General features: G+C 43.9%; 22 protein-coding genes. 14 read left to right on the top strand and 8 right to left on the bottom strand.

What is annotated here, in order from left to right; genetic code table 11:
• Positions 1-23 precede the first annotated feature (23 nt).
• Positions 24-443, top strand: coding sequence for a nucleoside-diphosphate kinase (locus tag AC59JT_RS16635; RefSeq protein ID WP_497401006.1), 420 nt, complete (start codon positions 24-26; stop codon positions 441-443).
• 177 nt (positions 444-620) lie between these two features.
• Positions 621-818, top strand: coding sequence for a hypothetical protein (locus AC59JT_RS16640; protein ID WP_497401008.1), 198 nt, complete (start codon positions 621-623; stop codon positions 816-818).
• On the opposite strand, the gene AC59JT_RS16645 is transcribed toward AC59JT_RS16640, so the two are convergent.
• Complete coding sequence (locus tag AC59JT_RS16645; RefSeq protein ID WP_497401010.1) at positions 805-1,095, bottom strand: DciA family protein; 291 nt, start codon at positions 1,093-1,095, stop codon at positions 805-807. The two genes, AC59JT_RS16640 and AC59JT_RS16645, sit on opposite strands and share 14 nt — an antisense overlap.
• Entirely contained in the window at positions 1,082-2,188 is a 1,107-nt protein-coding gene (recF, locus tag AC59JT_RS16650; protein ID WP_497401012.1) for a DNA replication/repair protein RecF, read from the bottom strand. The genes AC59JT_RS16645 and recF overlap by 14 nt, the downstream gene beginning before the upstream one ends.
• Positions 2,189-2,334: 146 nt before the next feature.
• Between recF and AC59JT_RS16655 the strand changes: the two genes are divergently transcribed.
• The 3 genes from AC59JT_RS16655 to ytxJ all read left to right on the top strand — a co-directional run bounded on the left by AC59JT_RS16655 (position 2,335) and on the right by ytxJ (position 4,150).
• On the top strand, positions 2,335-2,982 hold the full coding sequence (locus tag AC59JT_RS16655) for a tetratricopeptide repeat protein (RefSeq protein WP_497401014.1): 648 nt from the start codon (positions 2,335-2,337) through the stop codon (positions 2,980-2,982).
• A 99-nt stretch (positions 2,983-3,081) separates the two neighbouring features.
• The gene (gene ribH / locus AC59JT_RS16660; protein ID WP_497401015.1) at positions 3,082-3,600 is read left to right on the top strand and encodes a 6,7-dimethyl-8-ribityllumazine synthase; all 519 of its coding nucleotides are present in this window, start codon (positions 3,082-3,084) and stop codon (positions 3,598-3,600) included.
• Positions 3,601-3,817: 217 nt separating this feature from the next.
• Positions 3,818-4,150, top strand: coding sequence for a bacillithiol system redox-active protein YtxJ (ytxJ, locus tag AC59JT_RS16665; RefSeq protein ID WP_497401017.1), 333 nt, complete (start codon positions 3,818-3,820; stop codon positions 4,148-4,150).
• A 114-nt stretch (positions 4,151-4,264) separates the two neighbouring features.
• On the opposite strand, the gene AC59JT_RS16670 is transcribed toward ytxJ, so the two are convergent.
• The gene (locus AC59JT_RS16670) at positions 4,265-4,666 is read right to left on the bottom strand and encodes an OsmC family protein (RefSeq protein ID WP_497401019.1); all 402 of its coding nucleotides are present in this window, start codon (positions 4,664-4,666) and stop codon (positions 4,265-4,267) included.
• A gap of 177 nt (positions 4,667-4,843) precedes the next feature.
• Between AC59JT_RS16670 and lipA the strand changes: the two genes are divergently transcribed.
• The 3 genes from lipA to AC59JT_RS16685 are packed head-to-tail and all read left to right on the top strand — an operon-like array spanning position 4,844 to position 7,134.
• Positions 4,844-5,722, top strand: coding sequence for a lipoyl synthase (lipA, locus tag AC59JT_RS16675; RefSeq protein ID WP_497401021.1), 879 nt, complete (start codon positions 4,844-4,846; stop codon positions 5,720-5,722).
• Positions 5,723-5,746: 24 nt separating this feature from the next.
• Complete coding sequence (locus AC59JT_RS16680; protein ID WP_497401023.1) at positions 5,747-6,298, top strand: RNA polymerase sigma factor; 552 nt, start codon at positions 5,747-5,749, stop codon at positions 6,296-6,298.
• A 5-nt stretch (positions 6,299-6,303) separates the two neighbouring features.
• Positions 6,304-7,134, top strand: a complete 831-nt coding sequence (locus AC59JT_RS16685; protein WP_497401025.1) for an anti-sigma factor — start codon at positions 6,304-6,306, stop codon at positions 7,132-7,134.
• A gap of 316 nt (positions 7,135-7,450) precedes the next feature.
• On the opposite strand, the gene AC59JT_RS16690 is transcribed toward AC59JT_RS16685, so the two are convergent.
• Complete coding sequence (locus AC59JT_RS16690) at positions 7,451-8,956, bottom strand: NAD(P)H-hydrate dehydratase (protein WP_497401031.1); 1,506 nt, start codon at positions 8,954-8,956, stop codon at positions 7,451-7,453.
• A 446-nt stretch (positions 8,957-9,402) separates the two neighbouring features.
• Positions 9,403-12,747 (bottom strand): transcription-repair coupling factor, encoded by a 3,345-nt coding sequence (gene mfd, locus AC59JT_RS16695; protein ID WP_497401033.1) that lies wholly within the window; start codon positions 12,745-12,747, stop codon positions 9,403-9,405.
• 162 nt (positions 12,748-12,909) lie between these two features.
• Between mfd and AC59JT_RS16700 the strand changes: the two genes are divergently transcribed.
• The 5 genes from AC59JT_RS16700 (at position 12,910) to AC59JT_RS16720 (ending at position 16,213) form a co-directional block, all read left to right on the top strand.
• Positions 12,910-13,314, top strand: coding sequence for a DUF4199 domain-containing protein (locus tag AC59JT_RS16700; protein ID WP_497401035.1), 405 nt, complete (start codon positions 12,910-12,912; stop codon positions 13,312-13,314).
• Entirely contained in the window at positions 13,307-13,627 is a 321-nt protein-coding gene (locus tag AC59JT_RS16705) for a DUF2752 domain-containing protein (protein WP_497401037.1), read from the top strand. The genes AC59JT_RS16700 and AC59JT_RS16705 overlap by 8 nt, the downstream gene beginning before the upstream one ends.
• 253 nt (positions 13,628-13,880) lie before the next feature.
• Positions 13,881-14,246, top strand: a complete 366-nt coding sequence (locus AC59JT_RS16710) for a TM2 domain-containing protein (protein WP_497401039.1) — start codon at positions 13,881-13,883, stop codon at positions 14,244-14,246.
• Positions 14,247-14,372: 126 nt separating this feature from the next.
• Positions 14,373-15,470 carry a Nif3-like dinuclear metal center hexameric protein gene (locus tag AC59JT_RS16715; protein ID WP_497401041.1) on the top strand — a complete coding sequence of 366 codons (1,098 nt, stop codon included), beginning with the start codon at positions 14,373-14,375 and terminating at the stop codon, positions 15,468-15,470.
• Positions 15,470-16,213 (top strand): zinc ribbon domain-containing protein, encoded by a 744-nt coding sequence (locus AC59JT_RS16720; protein WP_497401043.1) that lies wholly within the window; start codon positions 15,470-15,472, stop codon positions 16,211-16,213. Before AC59JT_RS16715 ends, AC59JT_RS16720 begins: the two co-directional genes overlap by 1 nt.
• Positions 16,214-16,280: 67 nt before the next feature.
• Here the strand turns inward: AC59JT_RS16720 and AC59JT_RS16725 are convergent, their stop codons facing one another.
• Entirely contained in the window at positions 16,281-16,736 is a 456-nt protein-coding gene (locus tag AC59JT_RS16725; RefSeq protein WP_497401045.1) for a DUF4920 domain-containing protein, read from the bottom strand.
• Between the two features lie 76 nt (positions 16,737-16,812).
• On the opposite strand from AC59JT_RS16725, the gene AC59JT_RS16730 reads away from it, so the two are divergent.
• Positions 16,813-17,322 carry a hypothetical protein gene (locus AC59JT_RS16730; protein ID WP_497401047.1) on the top strand — a complete coding sequence of 170 codons (510 nt, stop codon included), beginning with the start codon at positions 16,813-16,815 and terminating at the stop codon, positions 17,320-17,322.
• Here the strand turns inward: AC59JT_RS16730 and AC59JT_RS16735 are convergent, their stop codons facing one another.
• Together AC59JT_RS16735 and modB are read right to left on the bottom strand one after the other, a co-directional pair.
• A complete protein-coding gene (locus AC59JT_RS16735; protein ID WP_497401049.1) occupies positions 17,323-17,940 on the bottom strand; it encodes an ATP-binding cassette domain-containing protein in 618 nt (205 codons plus the stop codon). It lies immediately after the preceding gene.
• Positions 17,937-18,608: a molybdate ABC transporter permease subunit gene (gene modB, locus AC59JT_RS16740; protein ID WP_497401051.1), complete on the bottom strand. Its 672-nt coding sequence runs from the start codon at positions 18,606-18,608 to the stop codon at positions 17,937-17,939. Before modB ends, AC59JT_RS16735 begins: the two co-directional genes overlap by 4 nt.
• Between the last annotated feature and the right edge of the window lie 5 nt (positions 18,609-18,613).

The following is an 18,613-nucleotide window of genomic DNA, read 5'->3' on the forward strand; positions in this document are numbered from 1 at the left end:
ACGCCCATCAATACAAAACAGAAATGGCAAGTAACAGAACTTTTACAATGATTAAACCCGATGCAGTAGCTAATGGCCACATCGGAGCAATTTTGGATAAAATAACTCAAAACGGGTTTAAAATAGTAGCCTTAAAATACACTGCTTTAAGCGCAGAAAAAGCAGGCGAATTTTACGCTGTACACAGCGAGCGTGGCTTTTTTGCCGACCTGGTGAAATTTATGACTTCGGGCCCTATTGTAGCTGCGATCTTGGAAAAGGACAACGCTATCGAAGATTACCGTAAGCTAATTGGCGCTACAGATCCTACTAAAGCCGAGGCTGGCACTATCCGCAACCTGTTTGCAAAATCAATTGATGCAAACGCGGTACATGGTTCAGATTCTGACGAGAATGCCGAGATCGAAGGCAACTTCTTCTTCTCTGCTTTCGAGCGTTTCTAAGAATAAAAATCTCACCCTACGTAAAAAGGTTTCTAAAGGTTTCGTAAAACGAGACGTTTTAGAAACTTTTTTTCGTTTACGCTTGTTTTCATTGCAATAAGTTGTAGATTTACATCAGTAATTACCCGAAATGGCCCGATAGTTGTTTGTTTAAGGGGAACACTAAAATAAAAGGATATGAAAGCACTAACTAAAATATTATTATATGCGCTTATTGTAGGCGTTGTAATACTAGTGCATACACTATTTTTCATCCACCACCCACCAGAGGTGCAATTGGCTTTTTTAACGCCGGGCGTAACATTACTGGGATACTCTATCATTCGCGATGACCTTTATGTAAGGCCAACAATGCGATGGATCAGAGAAAGATAATCTCTTCTATAAGCGTAGCTTTAGCTTCTGAATTTATTTTTTCGATGATTTGCGAGCGTATCATCATCAATTCGTTTTTTATTACGGATGATTCTATACGCAGAAAAAGCTTTTTATCGCTGATGAATAGCTCTTTCGTCCGATTGGCTACCGGCTTACCTACCAATTCGGGCCAATGCGCTATCACTGCCGATTCATTGTACTTGCGCTTCAGTTTGTAAACCTGAAGCATTTGCTCTATGGCTTCCTTCAGGGTTTTGTCGTTAGTTTTGCGCATATATCTCTCCCTGGTTTACGGTAAACAATTTAATAGGCACGCCCATGTTATTAAATATCTGCTCAACACGGGCTGTGCTGGTATCGGTAATTATAACCTGTCCAAAGTCATGATTTGATACCATTTGCATCAGTTTGGTAACACGCTTGTCGTCCAGTTTATCAAAAATATCATCTAATAACAACAACGGTTTAAAACCTTTTTGCTGATCAAGGAAGCTATACTGTGCTAATTTTAGCGCAATTAAAAATGATTTTTGCTGCCCTTGCGATCCAAACTTTTTCATCGGCATGCTATGCACCAAAAATTGTAGGTCATCTTTATGTATACCGGCCAATGTGCGCTCCATTACACGGTCGCGTTCTATGTTCTTTTTCAGCAGCGCTTCAAAATCGGCAGTTAACAGCTGCGACTCATAAGCCAGCTCAACTTGTTCGGCATCATCCGTTAAAAAACTGTAGTGCTTGTTAAACACTGGGGTAAACACTTCCATAAAGGCACGGCGCTTTTCAAAAATGCGCTGACCCGAGGCGATAAGCTGATCGTTTATGATCTCCATCAGGTTGGGGTCATAGCGGCCCGTATCAGCAATTGATTTAAGCAGGGCGTTGCGGTTGGCCAACACCTTATTATAGGCAATCAATTCATCAAGGTATGAATTGTCTGTTTGCGATATCACATTATCAATAAACTTGCGTCGCTCTTCGCTGCCTTCTATAATAATGCTTATATCATAAGGTGATACCATTACCAGTGGCAACAGGCCAATATGATCCGCCAGGCGGGTGTAGTCCTTCTTGTTGCGTTTAAACTGCTTTTTCTGGTTCCGTTTTACCGAGCAGGCAATGTTTTCGGCATTGTAGTTTTTGCTGAACGCTCCGGTAATGATAAAAAAATCGGCACCTTGCTTTATCTGCTGGCTATCAATAGGGTTAAAATAACTTTTGCAAAGCGATAGATAGTGCACGGCATCCAATAAATTGGTTTTGCCCGCGCCATTATCGCCCAAAAAAGCGTTTACGCCCTCGCTCAGCACAATTTCGGCCTCGGCGTAGTTTTTAAAATTGATGACTGATAGCTGCTTTAAATACATAAAAGTGCTTCAAATTTAGCAATAATATAGCCCGTTCCGGGCGGATTGCGCTTAAAAACGGCCGCATTTTTATTAACAAAAAAAGCTATTGCTATTACTTTGTAAAAAATGTAGTTTTGCAAACTTAATTTTATTTTAGCATAGAAATGTCAAACACCCAGGAAAATACCAACGTTGGTAAATTCGCACAAGAGAACAGAAAAAGCTTAGTATTTATAGCTTCGGCAGTTGTTGCCCTTATATTGGTTTATGTACTTTACCAAAAACTGTACCTGGCACCAAGAGAAGAGAAAGCCGCAGGCCAAATGCATGTAGCACAGGATTTTTGGGCGCAAAAACAATGGGACAAAGCTATTAAAGGCGATGCGGGCTACCCTGGTTTTGAAAAAATTATTGCCGATTACAGCAACACCAAAGCCGCTAACCTGGCTTATTTTTACCTAGGTGTAGCTTATTTAAATAAAGGCGAGTACCGTAAAGCTATTGACGCGTTTACCGATTTTAGAGCTGATGACAGCATGGTTGCTGCCGAAGCACTAGGTAATACCGGCGACGCCTATGTTGAATTGAAAGAGTATGCTAAAGCTGCTGATTTCTTTAAGAAAGCTGCCGACAAAGCAAGCAACGACTTTTTATCGCCATTATACCTTAAAAAGCTAGGAATAGTTTACGAGGCGCAAAACGACAACAAATCTGCGGCGGATACGTATAAGTCAATAAAAAACGATTATCCAAGAAGCACAGAAGCGCAATCTATCGATGGGTATATTGCCCGCGTAGAAGCTAAATTGTAATAATTTCGAATTTCGGATTTTCGATTTCGAATTTAGAGGTTCGTTAAATGGCTGATCATTAAATCCGAAATCGAAAATTCGAAATCCGAAATTCACACCATGGCTACCCAATATAAAAACTTATCAGATTTTGAAGGTATTGAGATCCCTTCGGCTGCGCCGTACCGCTTTGGTATAATTGTATCCGAATGGAATACCGAAATTACCAACGCCCTTTACCAGGGAGCTTTTAAAGAACTTTTGGAGCGAGGCGCTCTTCCCGATAATATTTTTACCTATACCGTTCCCGGAAGCTTTGAATTAACCGCCGGTGCTGAACTTTTATCAAAAACAGCCAACCCCGATGCAATAATTTGCCTTGGCTGCGTTATACAAGGAGAAACTAAACACTTTGATTTTATTTGCGATGCTGTGGCCCATGGCTTAAGTAACGTTGGAATTAAATACTCAAAACCTGTTATATTTGGGGTATTAACCACTAACAACCAGCAACAGGCCCTTGAGCGTGCCGGTGGTAAACATGGTAACAAAGGTGTTGAAGCAGCGGTTACCGCCATAAAAATGGCCGACCTTGCTAAAACTTTAGAGACCCGTTTTGCGTATAATAGAAAAAAATAGGAAATGAAAAAACTGATATACATAGGCTTGGTTGCATTTGCTTTATTTACACTGGCATCATGCTCGAGCAAGCTTTGCCCGGCATACAGCACATACCCACGTAGCGGCCGCAGGTAATAGCAGCCCCCCTGAATCACCATTTTTATATTGCTTAAAACAAATATTTGTTTGACGCTGTAATTACTATTAACAAAATGGTCATTCGTATCTTTGCACTATGGTGAATTGGATTTCTTTACAGTCGGCAGATCAGCTGAATAACATTAAACAGCAACAGGGTTATAGTTTAATTTTTAAGCACAGCACGCGCTGCTCTATTAGCATGATGGCCAAAAGGCGCTTTGAAATGGACGCCGACCAACTGCCGGCAAACCTTCCGCTGTATTTTTTAGACCTGATACAATACCGCGAAGTATCAAACCAGGTAGCACAACTGTTTGATGTTCATCATGAATCGCCACAAATGCTTTTAATAAAAGACGGCGAGTGTATCCTCGATCAATCGCACGGCGGTATTTCTGTTGATGAAGCAGTATCGGAAATTAGTTAATTAGTGATTGGAGGTTAGTTTAAAATATAAAAGCCCGATGTTTTTACATCGGGCTTTCTTTTTATCTGACAGAAACTAATCTCTAATTAACCAAATCACTGATTAACTAAATCCCTACCATCCAAAATCGATAGTTTTAACCACATCGGGATGCAAGCTTACAGCAACAGGGCAGCCCAGCGCGGCTTTTGTTAATATTTCTTTCTCTTTATCTGTATAAGTTTTCGGGAATTTAAAGTTGGTTATAACCTCGGCCACCCTGCGTGGGTTAGCAGCCATAACTTTAGTTACCTCGCATTCGGTTCCTTCCATTTCAATGCCATGTACATCGGCCGCGATAGCCATTGTAGTTAGCATACAGCCTGCTAGTGATTCTGCCAACAGGTCGGTTGGCGAAAAAGCTTCGCCCTTGCCTTTGTTGTCCGTAGGCGCATCAGTAATAATTTTAGTGCCCGATTGTAAGTGTGTAGCCTCGGTACGTAAGCCGCCAAGGTAAGTGGTGTGTATAGTTGCCATATAGCAAATTTATAAAAATATCGAACACCCAATATCGAATAATGAATATCGAAGTGCGCCTTCATTATTCGATATTCAGCATTTGGTGTTCGATATTAAAATAACCTTATATCAACCAACTGTAATAAAAATATTCCCCCTTTAGGGCGTTAAGCGGTTTTTACCTATTTTTGTATCATGATCGAATTGCCGGTAGTACCAGTTGAACAAAAACAACGTAAGCCAGATTGGTTGCGCGTTAGGCTTCCGGTAGGAAAAGAGTATGCTCACGTGCGTGGCCTTGTAGACGAACACAAGCTGCATACCATATGCGAAAGCGGTAATTGCCCTAACATGGGTGAATGCTGGGGCGCCGGTACAGCTACGTTTATGATATTGGGTAACATTTGTACCCGTTCATGTTCGTTTTGCGCGGTAGCGACCGGCAGGCCGCTTGCGGTTGATACTGATGAGCCTAACCGTGTAGCTACATCGGTTAAACTGATGCAGGTTAAACACTGCGTTATAACTTCGGTTGACCGTGATGACCTGAAAGATGGCGGTTCCATCATTTGGGCCGAAACCATCAATGCCATCCGCCGCGAAAGCCCTGAAACTACTTTAGAAACTTTATTGCCAGATTTTCGTGGCCAATGGGATAACCTGGCGCGTGTTATTGAAACCCGCCCTGAAGTGGTATCGCATAACCTGGAAACCGTACGCCGCTTAACTAAGGAAGTACGTATACAAGCAAAATACGACCGAAGCCTGGAAGCTTTACGACAAATATCAGAAGCCGGACTGCGCACCAAATCGGGCATTATGCTGGGTTTGGGTGAGCGCGAAGAAGATGTTTTAGAAGCCATGGACGATCTTTTGACCGCCGGTGTACACATCCTTACTTTGGGCCAGTATTTGCAGCCCACACGCAATCATCACCCTGTTGTTGATTGGATACACCCGGATCAATTTGCCTTTTACAAACAAATCGGGCTGGAAAAGGGTTTCAGATATGTAGAGAGCGGTCCCCTTGTGCGCTCATCTTATCATGCAGAAAAACACTTGTTTGAAATCTGATAATTCCTTTATATCTTCATTGCGTTGAGTAGAAGAACTAAAATATCCCTTTCGGAAGAGGAACTTATTCTGGCTTTGCGAAATCGCGAGAAGATAGCGATAGAGGCATTGTATGATATGTACTCCGCCTCGTTGTATGGTGTTATATCGCGTATTATTATCGATACCCCCACCGCCGAAGATGTTTTGCAGGAAACTTTTGTAAAGATATGGCACTCGTTTGCCGCTTACAGTGCTGATAAAGGCCGTTTGTTTACCTGGATGGTCAATATCGCGCGCAACCTTTCTATTGATAAATTAAGGTCGAAAGACTTTAAAAATCAAAACAAAAACCAAGAGCTTGAAAATAACGTAACTTTTATTGACGAACAAAGAAACACGGTTTACAAACCTGAGCTGCTGGGAATTAAAGATTTAGTGCAAACACTAAAACCCGAGCAAAAGGCCATATTGGATCTGGTTTACTTTAAAGGTTATACCCATGTTGAAGCAGCTGATGAGTTGGGCATCCCGCTAGGGACGATCAAAACACGCCTACGAATGGCCATCCTCGAACTGCGCAAACATTTTAATTAATTAAATTGGAAGACGTTAAGGTATATATTGAATCAGGCATCTTGGAGCTTTATGTTTTGGGCGACGTTACGCCCGAAGAAAAGCTACAGGTGGAAGCTACCGCCGCCCAACACCCCGTTATAAAAGCGGAGTTGGACGAGATAGCTATTTCGCTGGAGATATATGCACAGGTAAACGCTGTTGAACCTGAAGACAACACCCGTAATAAAGTGTTAAACAGCCTGCTCACCAATTTTGCCGACGACAGGACTTTCCCCACCAAACAGGTAAGCGAAGCTGATGAGGATAATGTAATTGCCTTACCAACCCCGCGTGCTAATAGTTTTTATAAATATGCGTTTGCAGCTAGTGTGGCTTTGTTATTAGCAAGCACTGTTGCATTGTATAACGTATACGGTAAATTGCAAAGATCGAATGAGCAGTTGCTTGCACTATCGGGCCAAAACCAGCAATACGCCAAAACGGTTAATTTGATGAGCGAAGAGATAGGTGTATTTCGCGATCCGTCATTTAAACTGCTAAAGTTAAAAGGTACGGCCAAAATACCTGATGCCGGCATGACCGTAGCCTGGAGCCCCACCAAGCAAAAGGTAATGATTGATATGGTAGATATGAAACTGCCAGCTAATGACGCGCAGCATCAATACCAGTTATGGGCCATTGTTAATGGCAAACCGGTTGACCTGGGTGTTTTTGATAAAACAGTGGCCGATACAAGCGATATGAAACCGATGAAATCGGTAGCCCTGGCAAGTGCATTTGCCGTAACCCTTGAACCCAAAGGCGGCAGCACTAATCCTACCATGGACGAGATGGTGGTTATCGGGCAATTCTAAAAAATCTTCGAATTTTGCGTTTAAAGTGGCTTTTTGGATAAAAAGACAAGCTTGTGCTATTTGTTAAATCCTACCTTTTTATTGAAAAAATGTATTATTTATGACCTTTGTAATATTAAATCAATAAATACGAAGGCAAATCAACCGATTGTATTATCATTTTAATATTAATTACTAAAACTAAAATTTAGGTGTAACGAAATGGGATATTTGTGTGTCTTATAGATATAAAACATCACACCAAGAGTATTAGTTCTTTATAAGATCAGTTAATATGTTATATCAAGCGGATGCATAATACTGGCATCCGCTTTTTTTATGCCGTTAATTTTGCCATGGTTATCGGCAACTGTTTGACCAGTTGTGTTGGCAATACCACATTAAGGCGATTGGGCAGCGCCAATTCATCTCCGGCTTTTCCATGAATATATACACCCGCCAGGCAAGCATCTAAGGGTGAATATTTTTGTGCCAATAGTGAAGTTATAATACCCGTAAGCACATCGCCCATACCACCGGTAGCCATAGCCGGATTGGCGGTAGGGTTGAAATAAACTTTCCCTTCGGGCGTGGCCACCATAGTATAGTCGTTTTTTAACACGATATATATTTGATGTTGTATTGCTTTTTTAATGGCGGTTTGCAAGCGTTGCCACCAGTTGGCACTATCGCCAAATAAGCGGTCAAACTCCTTCATATGCGGGGTTAGTATGCTCCCGACAGGTAATTTACTCCAAAGTCCCGGATGGGTAGCCAGCAGGTTTATCGCGTCGGCATCTAATACCACAGGTTTTTTATAGTTATCCAGTATATGGGCCATCAACGTGTACGCGTCATCATCCTTGCCTAACCCCGGGCCTATACCAATAGCGCTGTATTTTTGCCAGTCGGTATCGGGTAGTTGATCAGACTGACGGGTTACCGCCATCACTTCCGGATGCGCCGTGTTTAAAGCCGTTAAACCGCTTTGCGGGATACAGGCGGTTGTAAGCCCGGCACCGGCGTAAACGCTTGCCGAGGCCGCTAATAAAGCCGCTCCCATGGTTTGTTCCTGTCCGGCAACTATCAGCGCGTGGCCGTAGGTGCCTTTGTTGCTAAAATGATAGCGGGGTTTTAAAATTTCCCGCACGTCTTTCTCTTCAATAAGTTGATAAGGGGAATCAAGCAATCGCACAAAACCTTCATCAATGCCAATGTTCACCACTTCCCAGCAATTAATATGCGTTGCCGATTCGGGCAGCAGGAAGTTGATCTTGGGTTGTTGGAAGGTAATGACCAGGTCGGCTTTAATTACGGTCGCGTCGGGTTCTATTTCGCCATCGGTATAAAAACCGGTAGGTATATCAACCGCCACAACGGTTTTATCAAGATTATTAATAAACTCGGCCAGCCGTTTATAGTCGCCTTCCAAAGGTTTGTTAAGGCCGCTGCCAAGCAGGGCGTCAATGATAATACCTGATTTATCTTCCGGGAAATCGCGTTCGGGTTTGAGTTCCCGCATACTGAGGCCGTTGTCTTTCAGGCGCTCAAAGTTAGTGTCAAAATCTGCGGTCGATTTTTCAGAGAAACGTGCTACCCGCACTTCCAGGTTAGTGTACTTATGCTCATACAACATACAGGCTATGGCCAAACCGTCGCCACCGTTGTTGCCGGTACCACAGTAAATAGTGATGCCTTGCAGTTTTTCGGGGAAATGATTAACAAACCAACCCACAAACGCCCGGGATGCCCGCTCCATCAGTTGTATAGAGGGAATGGGTTCGTGCTTGATGGTGTGCGCGTCCGCTTCGCGGATCTGTTGGGCGGTGAGTAGTGGTAGCATATTTATAAAATTACGCTTTATGCTTTTTGTTTGGCGAAAAGAATTGGAAAACTCTTTTGTCATCCTGAGCATAGCGAAGGATCTTGTCTGCATTACAGGTCGCCTTTAGAAGATCCTTCACTATGCTCAGGATGACAAGTTGTTGGTTTCACCACCCGCTGTTTGTGTCCTTACAAACAGCATACATAACCTATAAAGAATTAACAATTGAAGACCCACTCAAAAATTACCAGCAGGGGTGCGCCACTTTTTAAAAGTGTAAATTATTAAATATTATAAATGGTTGATATTCAAGCAATTGTAAAATGAGTAGGGTGCGCCGCATTGCGCCGCTTTTTTGGCTAATTATTTGATAATGAGTTGTTTGTGAAATTGGGGTGCGCCAAGTGCGCCACTTTAAAAGTGGCGCACCCTAAGGGTAAAAGGGGGTGTTTTTTCTGGTTGTTTTACCAGCTCAATACCGCGTCCAGCAACTCCACCGCTTCATCAATACCCTGCACATTTTCGATGCTTAAACGCAAGGTGTTCTTCACCTCTTTTAAGTTAGTGCGGCGCGGATTGGTTTGTACAAAGGTGAGGATGTTTTTAAACGCGTCGCTCTCAAAGTAGGATGATTGCTGGTTGGTGATGAAATAGCCGCGCATCACGCCTTTTTTCAACGATATTTTTTCGAAGCCAATGGCCTTGCCCAACCATTGCAGGCGCATGGTGTTCAGCAGATCGTTTACCTGTGGTGGTACGGGGCCAAAGCGGTCGTGCAGTTGTTGTTGGAAAGCCGCTAGCTCCGCCTCATTCTCCAGTTTCGACATTTCCGAATAGAGGTTATACCGCTCGGATAAACTGGTTACATACTCGTTCGGGATCAGTATCTCCAGGTCGGTATCTATTTGGGTGAAGCTTACAAAAGCACGTGGTTTATCTTCAGGGAAGAGGCCTTTAAACTCATCGTCCTTCAGTTCGTGAATGGCTTCGTCCAGTATTTTATGATACATCTCAAAACCTATCTCGGCAATAAAGCCGCTTTGCTCGGCGCCCAACAGGTTTCCGCTGCCGCGAATGTCCAGATCGCGCATAGCCACGTTAAAGCCGCTGCCCAGGTCGCTAAATTCTTCAATAGCGCTCAGTCGCTTACGCGCCTCATTGGTCAGGGTTGACAGTGGCGGACTCAGCAAATAGCAATACGCCTTTTTATTGCTCCGGCCCACCCGACCACGCATCTGGTGCAGATCGCTCAAGCCAAACATGTGGGCATGGTTAATGATGATGGTATTGGCATTGGGAATATCCAGCCCCGCTTCAATAATGGTTGTAGCCACCAATACGTCATACTCATGGTTCACAAACTTCAGCATTACATCCTCCAAAGCATCGCCTTCCAGCTGCCCATGCGCTATACCAACGCGGGCCTTCGGCGCCAGTTTATGGATCATGCCGCCCAACTGCGGCAGATCGGCCACACGATTATGGATAAAAAACACCTGGCCGCCACGGTCAAGTTCAAATTCTACCGCTTCTTTGATCAGCTTATCATTAAACACATGCAGTTCGGTTACTACCGGCTGGCGGTTTGGTGGTGGAGTGGATATGATGGAAAGATCGCGTGCGCCCATCAAGGAGAAGTGCAGCGTACGGGGTATAGGCGTCGCGGTCAGCGTCAGCGTATCTACGTTGGCACGCATTTGTTTTAGCTTTTCCTTGGTGCTAACGCCAAACTTTTGTTCCTCGTCAATGATCATCAGGCCAAGGTCCTTAAACTTAACATCCTTACTCACCAGGCGATGCGTGCCTATGATGATATCCACCTTACCATTCTTCAGGTTCTCTAAAGTGTCCTTGATCTGTTTGCTTGATTTGAAGCGGTTAACGTAGTCGATATTTGCAGGAAAGCCCTTCAGCCTGTCGCTAAAGGTTTTAAAATGCTGGGCCGCTAAAATAGTAGTAGGCACTAGTATGGCCACCTGTTTGCTATCGGCCACCGCTTTGAATGCCGCGCGTACGGCTACTTCGGTTTTGCCAAAACCTACGTCGCCGCAAATCAGGCGGTCCATTGGGTGTGGCGATTCCATATCGCGCTTGAAATCGGTAGTGGCCTTTTCCTGGTCGGGGGTGTCTTCGTAAATAAAAGAAGCTTCCAGTTCGTTCTGCAAGTAGCTATCCGGCGAAAAGGCATTACCCACCTGCGATTTCCGCAACGCGTAAAGCTTGATCAGATCGCGGGCTATGTCCTTAACTTTTTTTTTTGTGGTTTTCTTCAGCTTCTCCCAGGCATCGGTACCCAGTTTGTTCATTTTAGGTACAGTACCCTCCTTGCCGCTGAACTTGGAAATGCGGTTAAGCGAGTTGATGTTTACATACAACAGGTCGTTATCCGCATAGATCAGGCGGATCATCTCCTGCTGCTTGCCGGCAACTTCCACTTTTTCCAGGCCGGCATATTTGCCTACGCCATGGTCTATGTGCGTTACGTAATCGCCGGGTCTCAGGTCGCGTAGTTCTTTCAGGGTTATGGCCTGCGAACGTTGGTAACCCTTCTTGGTTTTGTATTTATAATAGCGGTCGAATATCTGGTGGTCCGTATAAGCAGCCAGTTTTTGCTCGCGATCTATAAACCCTTCGCGTATAGCAATGCTGATTGGCGTGAACTTAACGTCCTTATCCAGATCATCTAAAATGGCGTACAAGCGCTCTACCTGTTTGGCTGAATCCGTCAGTATAAAGTTCTCTATCTTTTCGGCCTCGTTGTTCTTGAAGTTATGGATAAGCAGGCTAAAGTCTTTGTTAAACGACGGCTGTGGGCGCAGGTCGAAGTTGATGGCGGTAGTGGCCTGGTAAAAAAACTGCTTGCCAAATTCAACAATAGCAAAATCGCGTAGCTGATCGGCTATTAGCTTTTCGTCTGTAAAGCCAAACTTGGGGTCTATCCAATCCGGGTTTTTAGTTTTATCATCGGCTGATAGGGCGTTCCATAGTTGGGTAGCTTTTTTATAACCGCTTTGGATGATATCAAACGTAAACTGTACATCCTTGATCCATATCTGGCTATCGCTCTCAATGTATTCTAAAAGCGAAATGTTGTTTTCTGTCAAAAACTTTGATTGTACGTTAGGTACAATGGTGATGTTTTTAACATGCTCAACCGATAGCTGGCTTTCGATCTCGAACGTACGGATAGATTCGATCACATCGCCAAAAAACTCTACCCGGTAAGGCAGATCATGCGAAAAAGAGAATATATCAACAATACCACCACGTACAGAAAACTGGCCCGGCTCGTATACAAAGTCAACCCTGTCGAAATCATATTCCACCAAAAACTCATTGATGAAATCGATACTTAGTTTGGCGTTGACAGCAATTTCGAGGGTGTTTTTTTCCAGCGATGCGCGGTCAATTACCTTTTCGGCCAGTGCCTCGGGGTAGGTTACGATCAGTTTGCCGAACTCTGAGGAGTGATTAAGCTCATTTAAAACTTCGGCACGCGCCAAAACATTGCTGCTATCGGGCTGGGTAAACTCAAAAGGCTTGCGGTATGATGAGGGGAAAAGCAATACTTCTTTACCGGTAAGGTTCTCCAGATCGGCCTGGAAATAGCCGGCCTCTTCGCGTTCGGGCAGTACAAACACCATATGGCGATGCTGCAAAAAATACAATGCTACCGCCACTGTCGCATCGCCTGATCCAACCAAACCTCGTAGCTGCACTCGTGGATCTTTAGAGCTGTTTAGTGCCTTAGCCAGTTCTTCAATCCGCTCATCAGCTTTATATCGTTCTAATATATCACGGATGTTCAAAGTGCTGCAAATATAGGTAAAAAGGGGCTTTAGGCGGATATAAAAAGCAATATCATAACATTAATAAAACAAAGTGACACTCAAATCACTTTTAATGGTAATTGAAATAACGCAAGCTATTTGATTAAAAAACTCACAACATTAACCTAATACTTAAAAAAAATGAAAAATGCACTTATATGGGGCCTGGTTATCGGCGTGTTAAGCGGTGCCTGGCTATTTTTAATGCACGGAATGGGCTATGATATTACAGACAGTAAAGCATCGCCGTATGAATATTTCTCGATCATTATCCCTGCCGGCGGCCTGTTTTTGGGAATATGGAACTATCGTAACCAACTAAACGGAAACATGGGCTTTTTTGAGGCCCTGATAGAAAGCTTTAAAATTTTACTGGTTGGCGGTGTATTAGCCGTTTTTGCCGGTATTGTTTACATCAACTATATATCTGCCGATAATAACTTCAGCGCCTTCTCGGGCCGTATGTTCGGCGCACTGCTTATTGGTTTGTTAAGCGCATTAGCTGTATCTTTGGTGCTGGCCACCAAGAGCAACAAAGTTGATTAGAAAACTATTTTTAAAATACTTCGAATTAAGCTTCTGGGTCGCGGCGCTGATTGCTTTGGCGCTGAGCGACCCGGCAAGCCGCTCGCACTTTACCTTATGCCCGTTTAAATTAATGGGCATAACCTGGTGCCCCGGTTGCGGCATCGGCCACGCCATAGCCTACCTGTTGCATGGCGATATCAAAAATTCATTTCATGAGCATTGGCTGGGTGTACCGGCGGTGATTGTTATTGTTTACAGGATATATGAGTTGGCCCGCAGGGCATTCTATCCACAACGCCAGATATTTACCATTAATAATATCGAACACTGAATATTGAATACCCAACACCAAAGTACTTCATTATTCGATGTTGGATATTCAATGTTCAGTTTACTATAGGGGCGCTCTTCAGTAATTCACCGACATTCCTTTTTCTCCCGCCATTTTCACCGCCAAAATCCCACCATCTGCCGATATGTTTCTCGGCTTAGCCTATTTTGTGTTCGCGATTTTTTAATTGTACATTAGTTTTGAGGTATCAAATAAAACAAAACAATAACCAAAAACTAAAACAACAAAGATCATGGACTTCTATCAACAAAACCCATACATGTCATTACCTGGTGTCACCGCCGAAGAATTGGCATTTTTACAACAAGCAACTGCCGAGTTGAACGAGAATCAGAAAAAAAACTTTTTTATGATCTACACCGGAAAACGTAAAAGCCCGCAGGATATTTTGATATTCACCCTGCTTGGTTTCTGCCTGGTGGCAGGTATACAACGCTTTATGGTTGGCCAAACCGGCATGGGTCTGCTGTATTTGTTCACCGGCGGTTTCTGCGGTATAGGTACCATTATCGACCTGGTTAACCACAAAGACCTGGCTAACGAGTACAACCGCAAAATGGCTTTTGAAAGCTTCCAGTTTGCCAAATCAAGCAACTAAGCTCCTATGTAAGGACGATAGCTACGCCCTGAATCCATCATATATTGAAAAAGACGCGAGTTTTGCCCGCGTCTTTTTTGTTTGAGGGAGGATTTTTAATACATTTATCAATCTGCCCGAACATAAATGAAACTAGGACAACTTACCGCATATTTAGAAACGCTGGCCCCGCCCGCCTACCAGGAAGATTATGATAATTCGGGCCTGATAGTTGGCAACCCGGATATGGACGTGCAGCAGGCGCTGATATCGTTAGATTGCATCGAAGCCGTGGTTGATGAAGCTATTGCCACCAACTGCCAGGTTATCATATCGCATCACCCCATTGTTTTTAAAGGGCTGAAAAGATTTAACGGAAAAACGTACGTGGAGCGCGTGGTAGAAAAGGCTATCCGTAATAACATCGCTATCTACGCCATCCATACCAACCTGGATAGTATAATGGGCGGCGTTAATACCCGCATTTGCGAAACACTGGGTTTAGAGAATTGCCACATACTGGCACCCAAAGGTGGTTTGTTGAAAAAGCTGGTTACTTATGTGCCACTAAGCCACGCCGAGCAAGTACGCAACGCTTTGTTCCATGCCGGAGCGGGTAACATTGGCAATTACAGCGAGTGTAGTTTCAGCAGTGAAGGCACTGGCTCGTTTAAAGGTAATGATGATAGCGACCCATACGTGGGCCAACGTGGTGAACGCCACCTGGAAGACGAGATCAAAATAGAAACCGTTTATCCGGCCAACCTGGAAAGCAAAATCATCATGGCTTTGATACTGGCGCATCCTTACGAGGAAGTAGCTTATGACCTGTACAATATCACCAACCAGCATCAGCAGGTAGGCTCGGGCATGGTGGGCGAACTGGATGACGCGATGGACGAGGTTGCGTTTTTATACCATGTAAAAGAACGCATGCGCGCGCAGGTTATCAGGCACACTGCACTTACCGGCAAGCCCATTAAAAAGGTGGCGGTTTGCGGCGGTGCCGGAGGTTTTTTACTGAAGCAGGCCATAGCCGCCGGAGCCGATATTTTTATAACGGCCGACTATAAATACCATGAGTTTTTTGATGCCGAAGGGAAGATAGTAATTGCCGATATCGGACACTTTGAGAGTGAGCAATTTACACAGCAATTATTGTATGAAATAATTCAAAAGAAATTTAGTACCTTTGCCATCCGTTTAACAGAAATTAATACAAACCCCGTCAAATATTTTATTTAATGGAACAAACCGTAGAACAAAAGCTTAAAGCTTTATACGAGCTACAAACTATCCACACTAAAATTGATAAAATTCGCCAGATTAGAGGTGAATTGCCAATGGAAGTTGCTGATTTGGAGGATGATGTTGCTGGTTTAGAAACCCGTATCCAAAAGATCAAAAGCGAGCTGGATGATTTAGAAGATGATATTGTTACCCGCAAAAATCTGATCAAGGATGCGCAGGCTAACACCAAAAAATACGAAACTCAACTTAATGAAGTAAAAAATAACCGCGAGTATGACGCAATTTCGAAAGAGATTGAGATACAGGGTTTGGACATTCAGGTAAGCGAAAAGAAAATACGTGAGTATGGTTTTGAGATCACTTCAAAAACCCAGGTTTACGAAAAAGCTTTAGCCGATCTGGATTCTCGTAAGAGCGATCTTGATGCTAAAAAAGCGGAACTAGGTACTATAACTGCCGAAACTGAAAAAGAAGAGAACGAATTAAATGCGCAGGCCGAGAAATCTATCCCGAACATTGAAGAGCGTTTATTATTTGCTTATAACCGTTTACGCAAAAATGCTAAAAACGGCTTAGCGGTAGTAACTATACAGCGTGACTCATGCTCAGGTTGCTTCAACCAGATCCCGCCTCAGCGTCAGTCTGACATCCGTCAGCGTAAAAAGATCATCGTTTGCGAGCACTGCGGTCGTATTTTGATTGACGAGCAAATTGCTTTGGAAGCTGAAGAAGCGTAACCAACGCTTTTACTAAATAAAAAAGAGCATTTACCAAACCGGTAGATGCTCTTTTGCTTTAGGGCTACTATTGATATATCATCAACCCTTTTACTTCAAAGTCAATTTTGGGTTTGCGCGGCGGCTCTTTAGCTGCTTTAACCCCGCTGTCGCCGGCATAATGCTGCGAAGGATCGGCCTTGAATTGTTTGGCTGCCACTCCTTCTATCAGTACCGTACGCCCGGCCAATTGAAGTGGGATGCTTACGTTGTAATTTTTAAAATGTGCTTCGATGGTTTTGCCTTTGCCTATATCCAGCAAAAACCAGCCGCCTTTTTGTTTAATAACCTTGCTTACTTTGCCCCGCAGCGTAGTGCTTATGCGCACTTTACGACCCATGTAGGCTTCGATGCTAGTGGCCGAGATAATTTGTGTGGTATCGGGCTTGCTGCCGTAAACCATGCCGTGTGGTAGTGCAACAGGCTTTTGTGCCATCGCGTTAGTATAAAAAAACAAACCGAAAACCAGGAGTAGAGCGCGCATGCCTAAACAACAAGCAATATTGGCCATGGTTTTAAAAGCATAGTTTAAATTGGTTAACTTGGCGCTTTAATTCGTCATGAAAAAGCTTTTACTACTCCTTACATTTTGCAGTACGTTGGCCTTCGGCCAGGAAACCCTTAAGCAAACCAATAAATTCAGTATTACTGGCGTGGTAAAGAAAACCTCTGTTATTACCATGGACTCGCTTAAGCAATACCCTAGCGTTGCTATTGGCGATATGAGTATCACCAATCATCTCGGCGATTTTAAGCATAAGGATGACCAGCTCAAAGGCGTTTTACTGACTGACATTTTAAGCCATACCCTATTTAACGTTGGTGGCCCCAAGCTGTTGAGCACCCTGTATTTTCAATGTATCGGCAGCGATGGCTACCAGGTGGTGTACTCGTGGAACGAGCTATATAATACCGAGGTTGGCAAACACGTATTCATCATCACCGAAAAAAACGGCGTTAAAGCAGCCGACATGAAAGAAAGCCTGCAAATGACATCGACCATGGATTTTAAAACCGGCAGGCGCTATTTGCATAACCTGGACAAGGTTATAGTGTCGCAGGCGAAGTAGTTAGTGGATATACAACTCCCCATCACAAAGCCCTCCCAACTCCTGTGGGTTATGACTTACAATTAACACCGTAGCCTGCAGCTCTTCAAAAACTGTTTTTAGCTCCGCGATAAGCGAGAGGCGCATTTCGGGGTCAAGGGCTGAGAAAGGCTCATCCATTAATATCACTCTAGGCTTTATGGCCAATGCCCTTAAAATGGCCAGCCGCTGCTGCTGCCCGCCAGATAGGTGCGATGGCTTATGCGTTGTCAGCGTATCTAGTTTACCTAATTTCAATAATTTATCTATCCAGGCTTGGTCCTTGGTGGCATATTGCAGATGTTGCAATACCGTCATATTAGGAAACAGGGCATAATCCTGGAAAACGAAACCAACGCGGCGTTTTTGGGGTGATAGGTTGATCTTGCTTGTTGTATCCAGCCAGGGTTCGCCATCAACAGTAATTGTTCCTTTTTCGGTAGCTGTTAAGCCGGCAATTATTTTTAACACCGTGGTTTTGCCCGCGCCGGATGGCCCGTAAATTTTGGTGATGCTGCCGGTGGCGAATTGATGGTTTATATTTAGTATTCCATCGCCTGCATAAACCCGTAAGGTTTTTTCAATAGCAATGCTGATCATGAAAAAGGCCCTTTCCCCTGGTATTTATTGAACAGGAAAACACTCATCACCAACACAAAAGTTAATGCGAATAAAATCAATGAATAGGTATTCGCAGCCGCGTAATCCATTCGCTCAACAGAATCATACACCGCTATGGATGCTACGCGTGTAACGTTCGGAATATTACCGCCTATCATTAATACAACGCCAAACTCGCCCAACGTATGGGCAAAGGTGAGTACCGCAGCTGTTAACAATGATGGCTTGATATTAGGCAGCAGTACGCTTTTAAACGTTTGCCAGGGCGATTTACCTAGTGTGTATGATGCCTGCGCCAGCGACGGGGGCAATTGCTGTAACGCCGATTTAATAGGCCCTATCATAAACGGCATGCTGTAAATAAAGGAAGCCAGCACCAGGCCCGGAAATGAAAATACCAGCTGCACATCAAACGTATCCGCCAGCCATTTACCCAACCCTCGCTGCGGGTTAAACGCCAGCAACAGATAAAACCCCAATACCGATGGCGGCAAAACCAAAGGCATGGTAATTAAAGCTTCAATAATGAGTTTGATGATAGATCTCCCGCGCGATAGCCACCAGGCTACGGGCAAACCAATGGCTAGCAATATTAACGTGGTAGTTCCTGCCAGTTTAAGGGTGAGCCATATTGGGGATAGATCCATTGGTG

It is taken from the genome of Mucilaginibacter sp. A3364, from assembly GCF_059690715.1.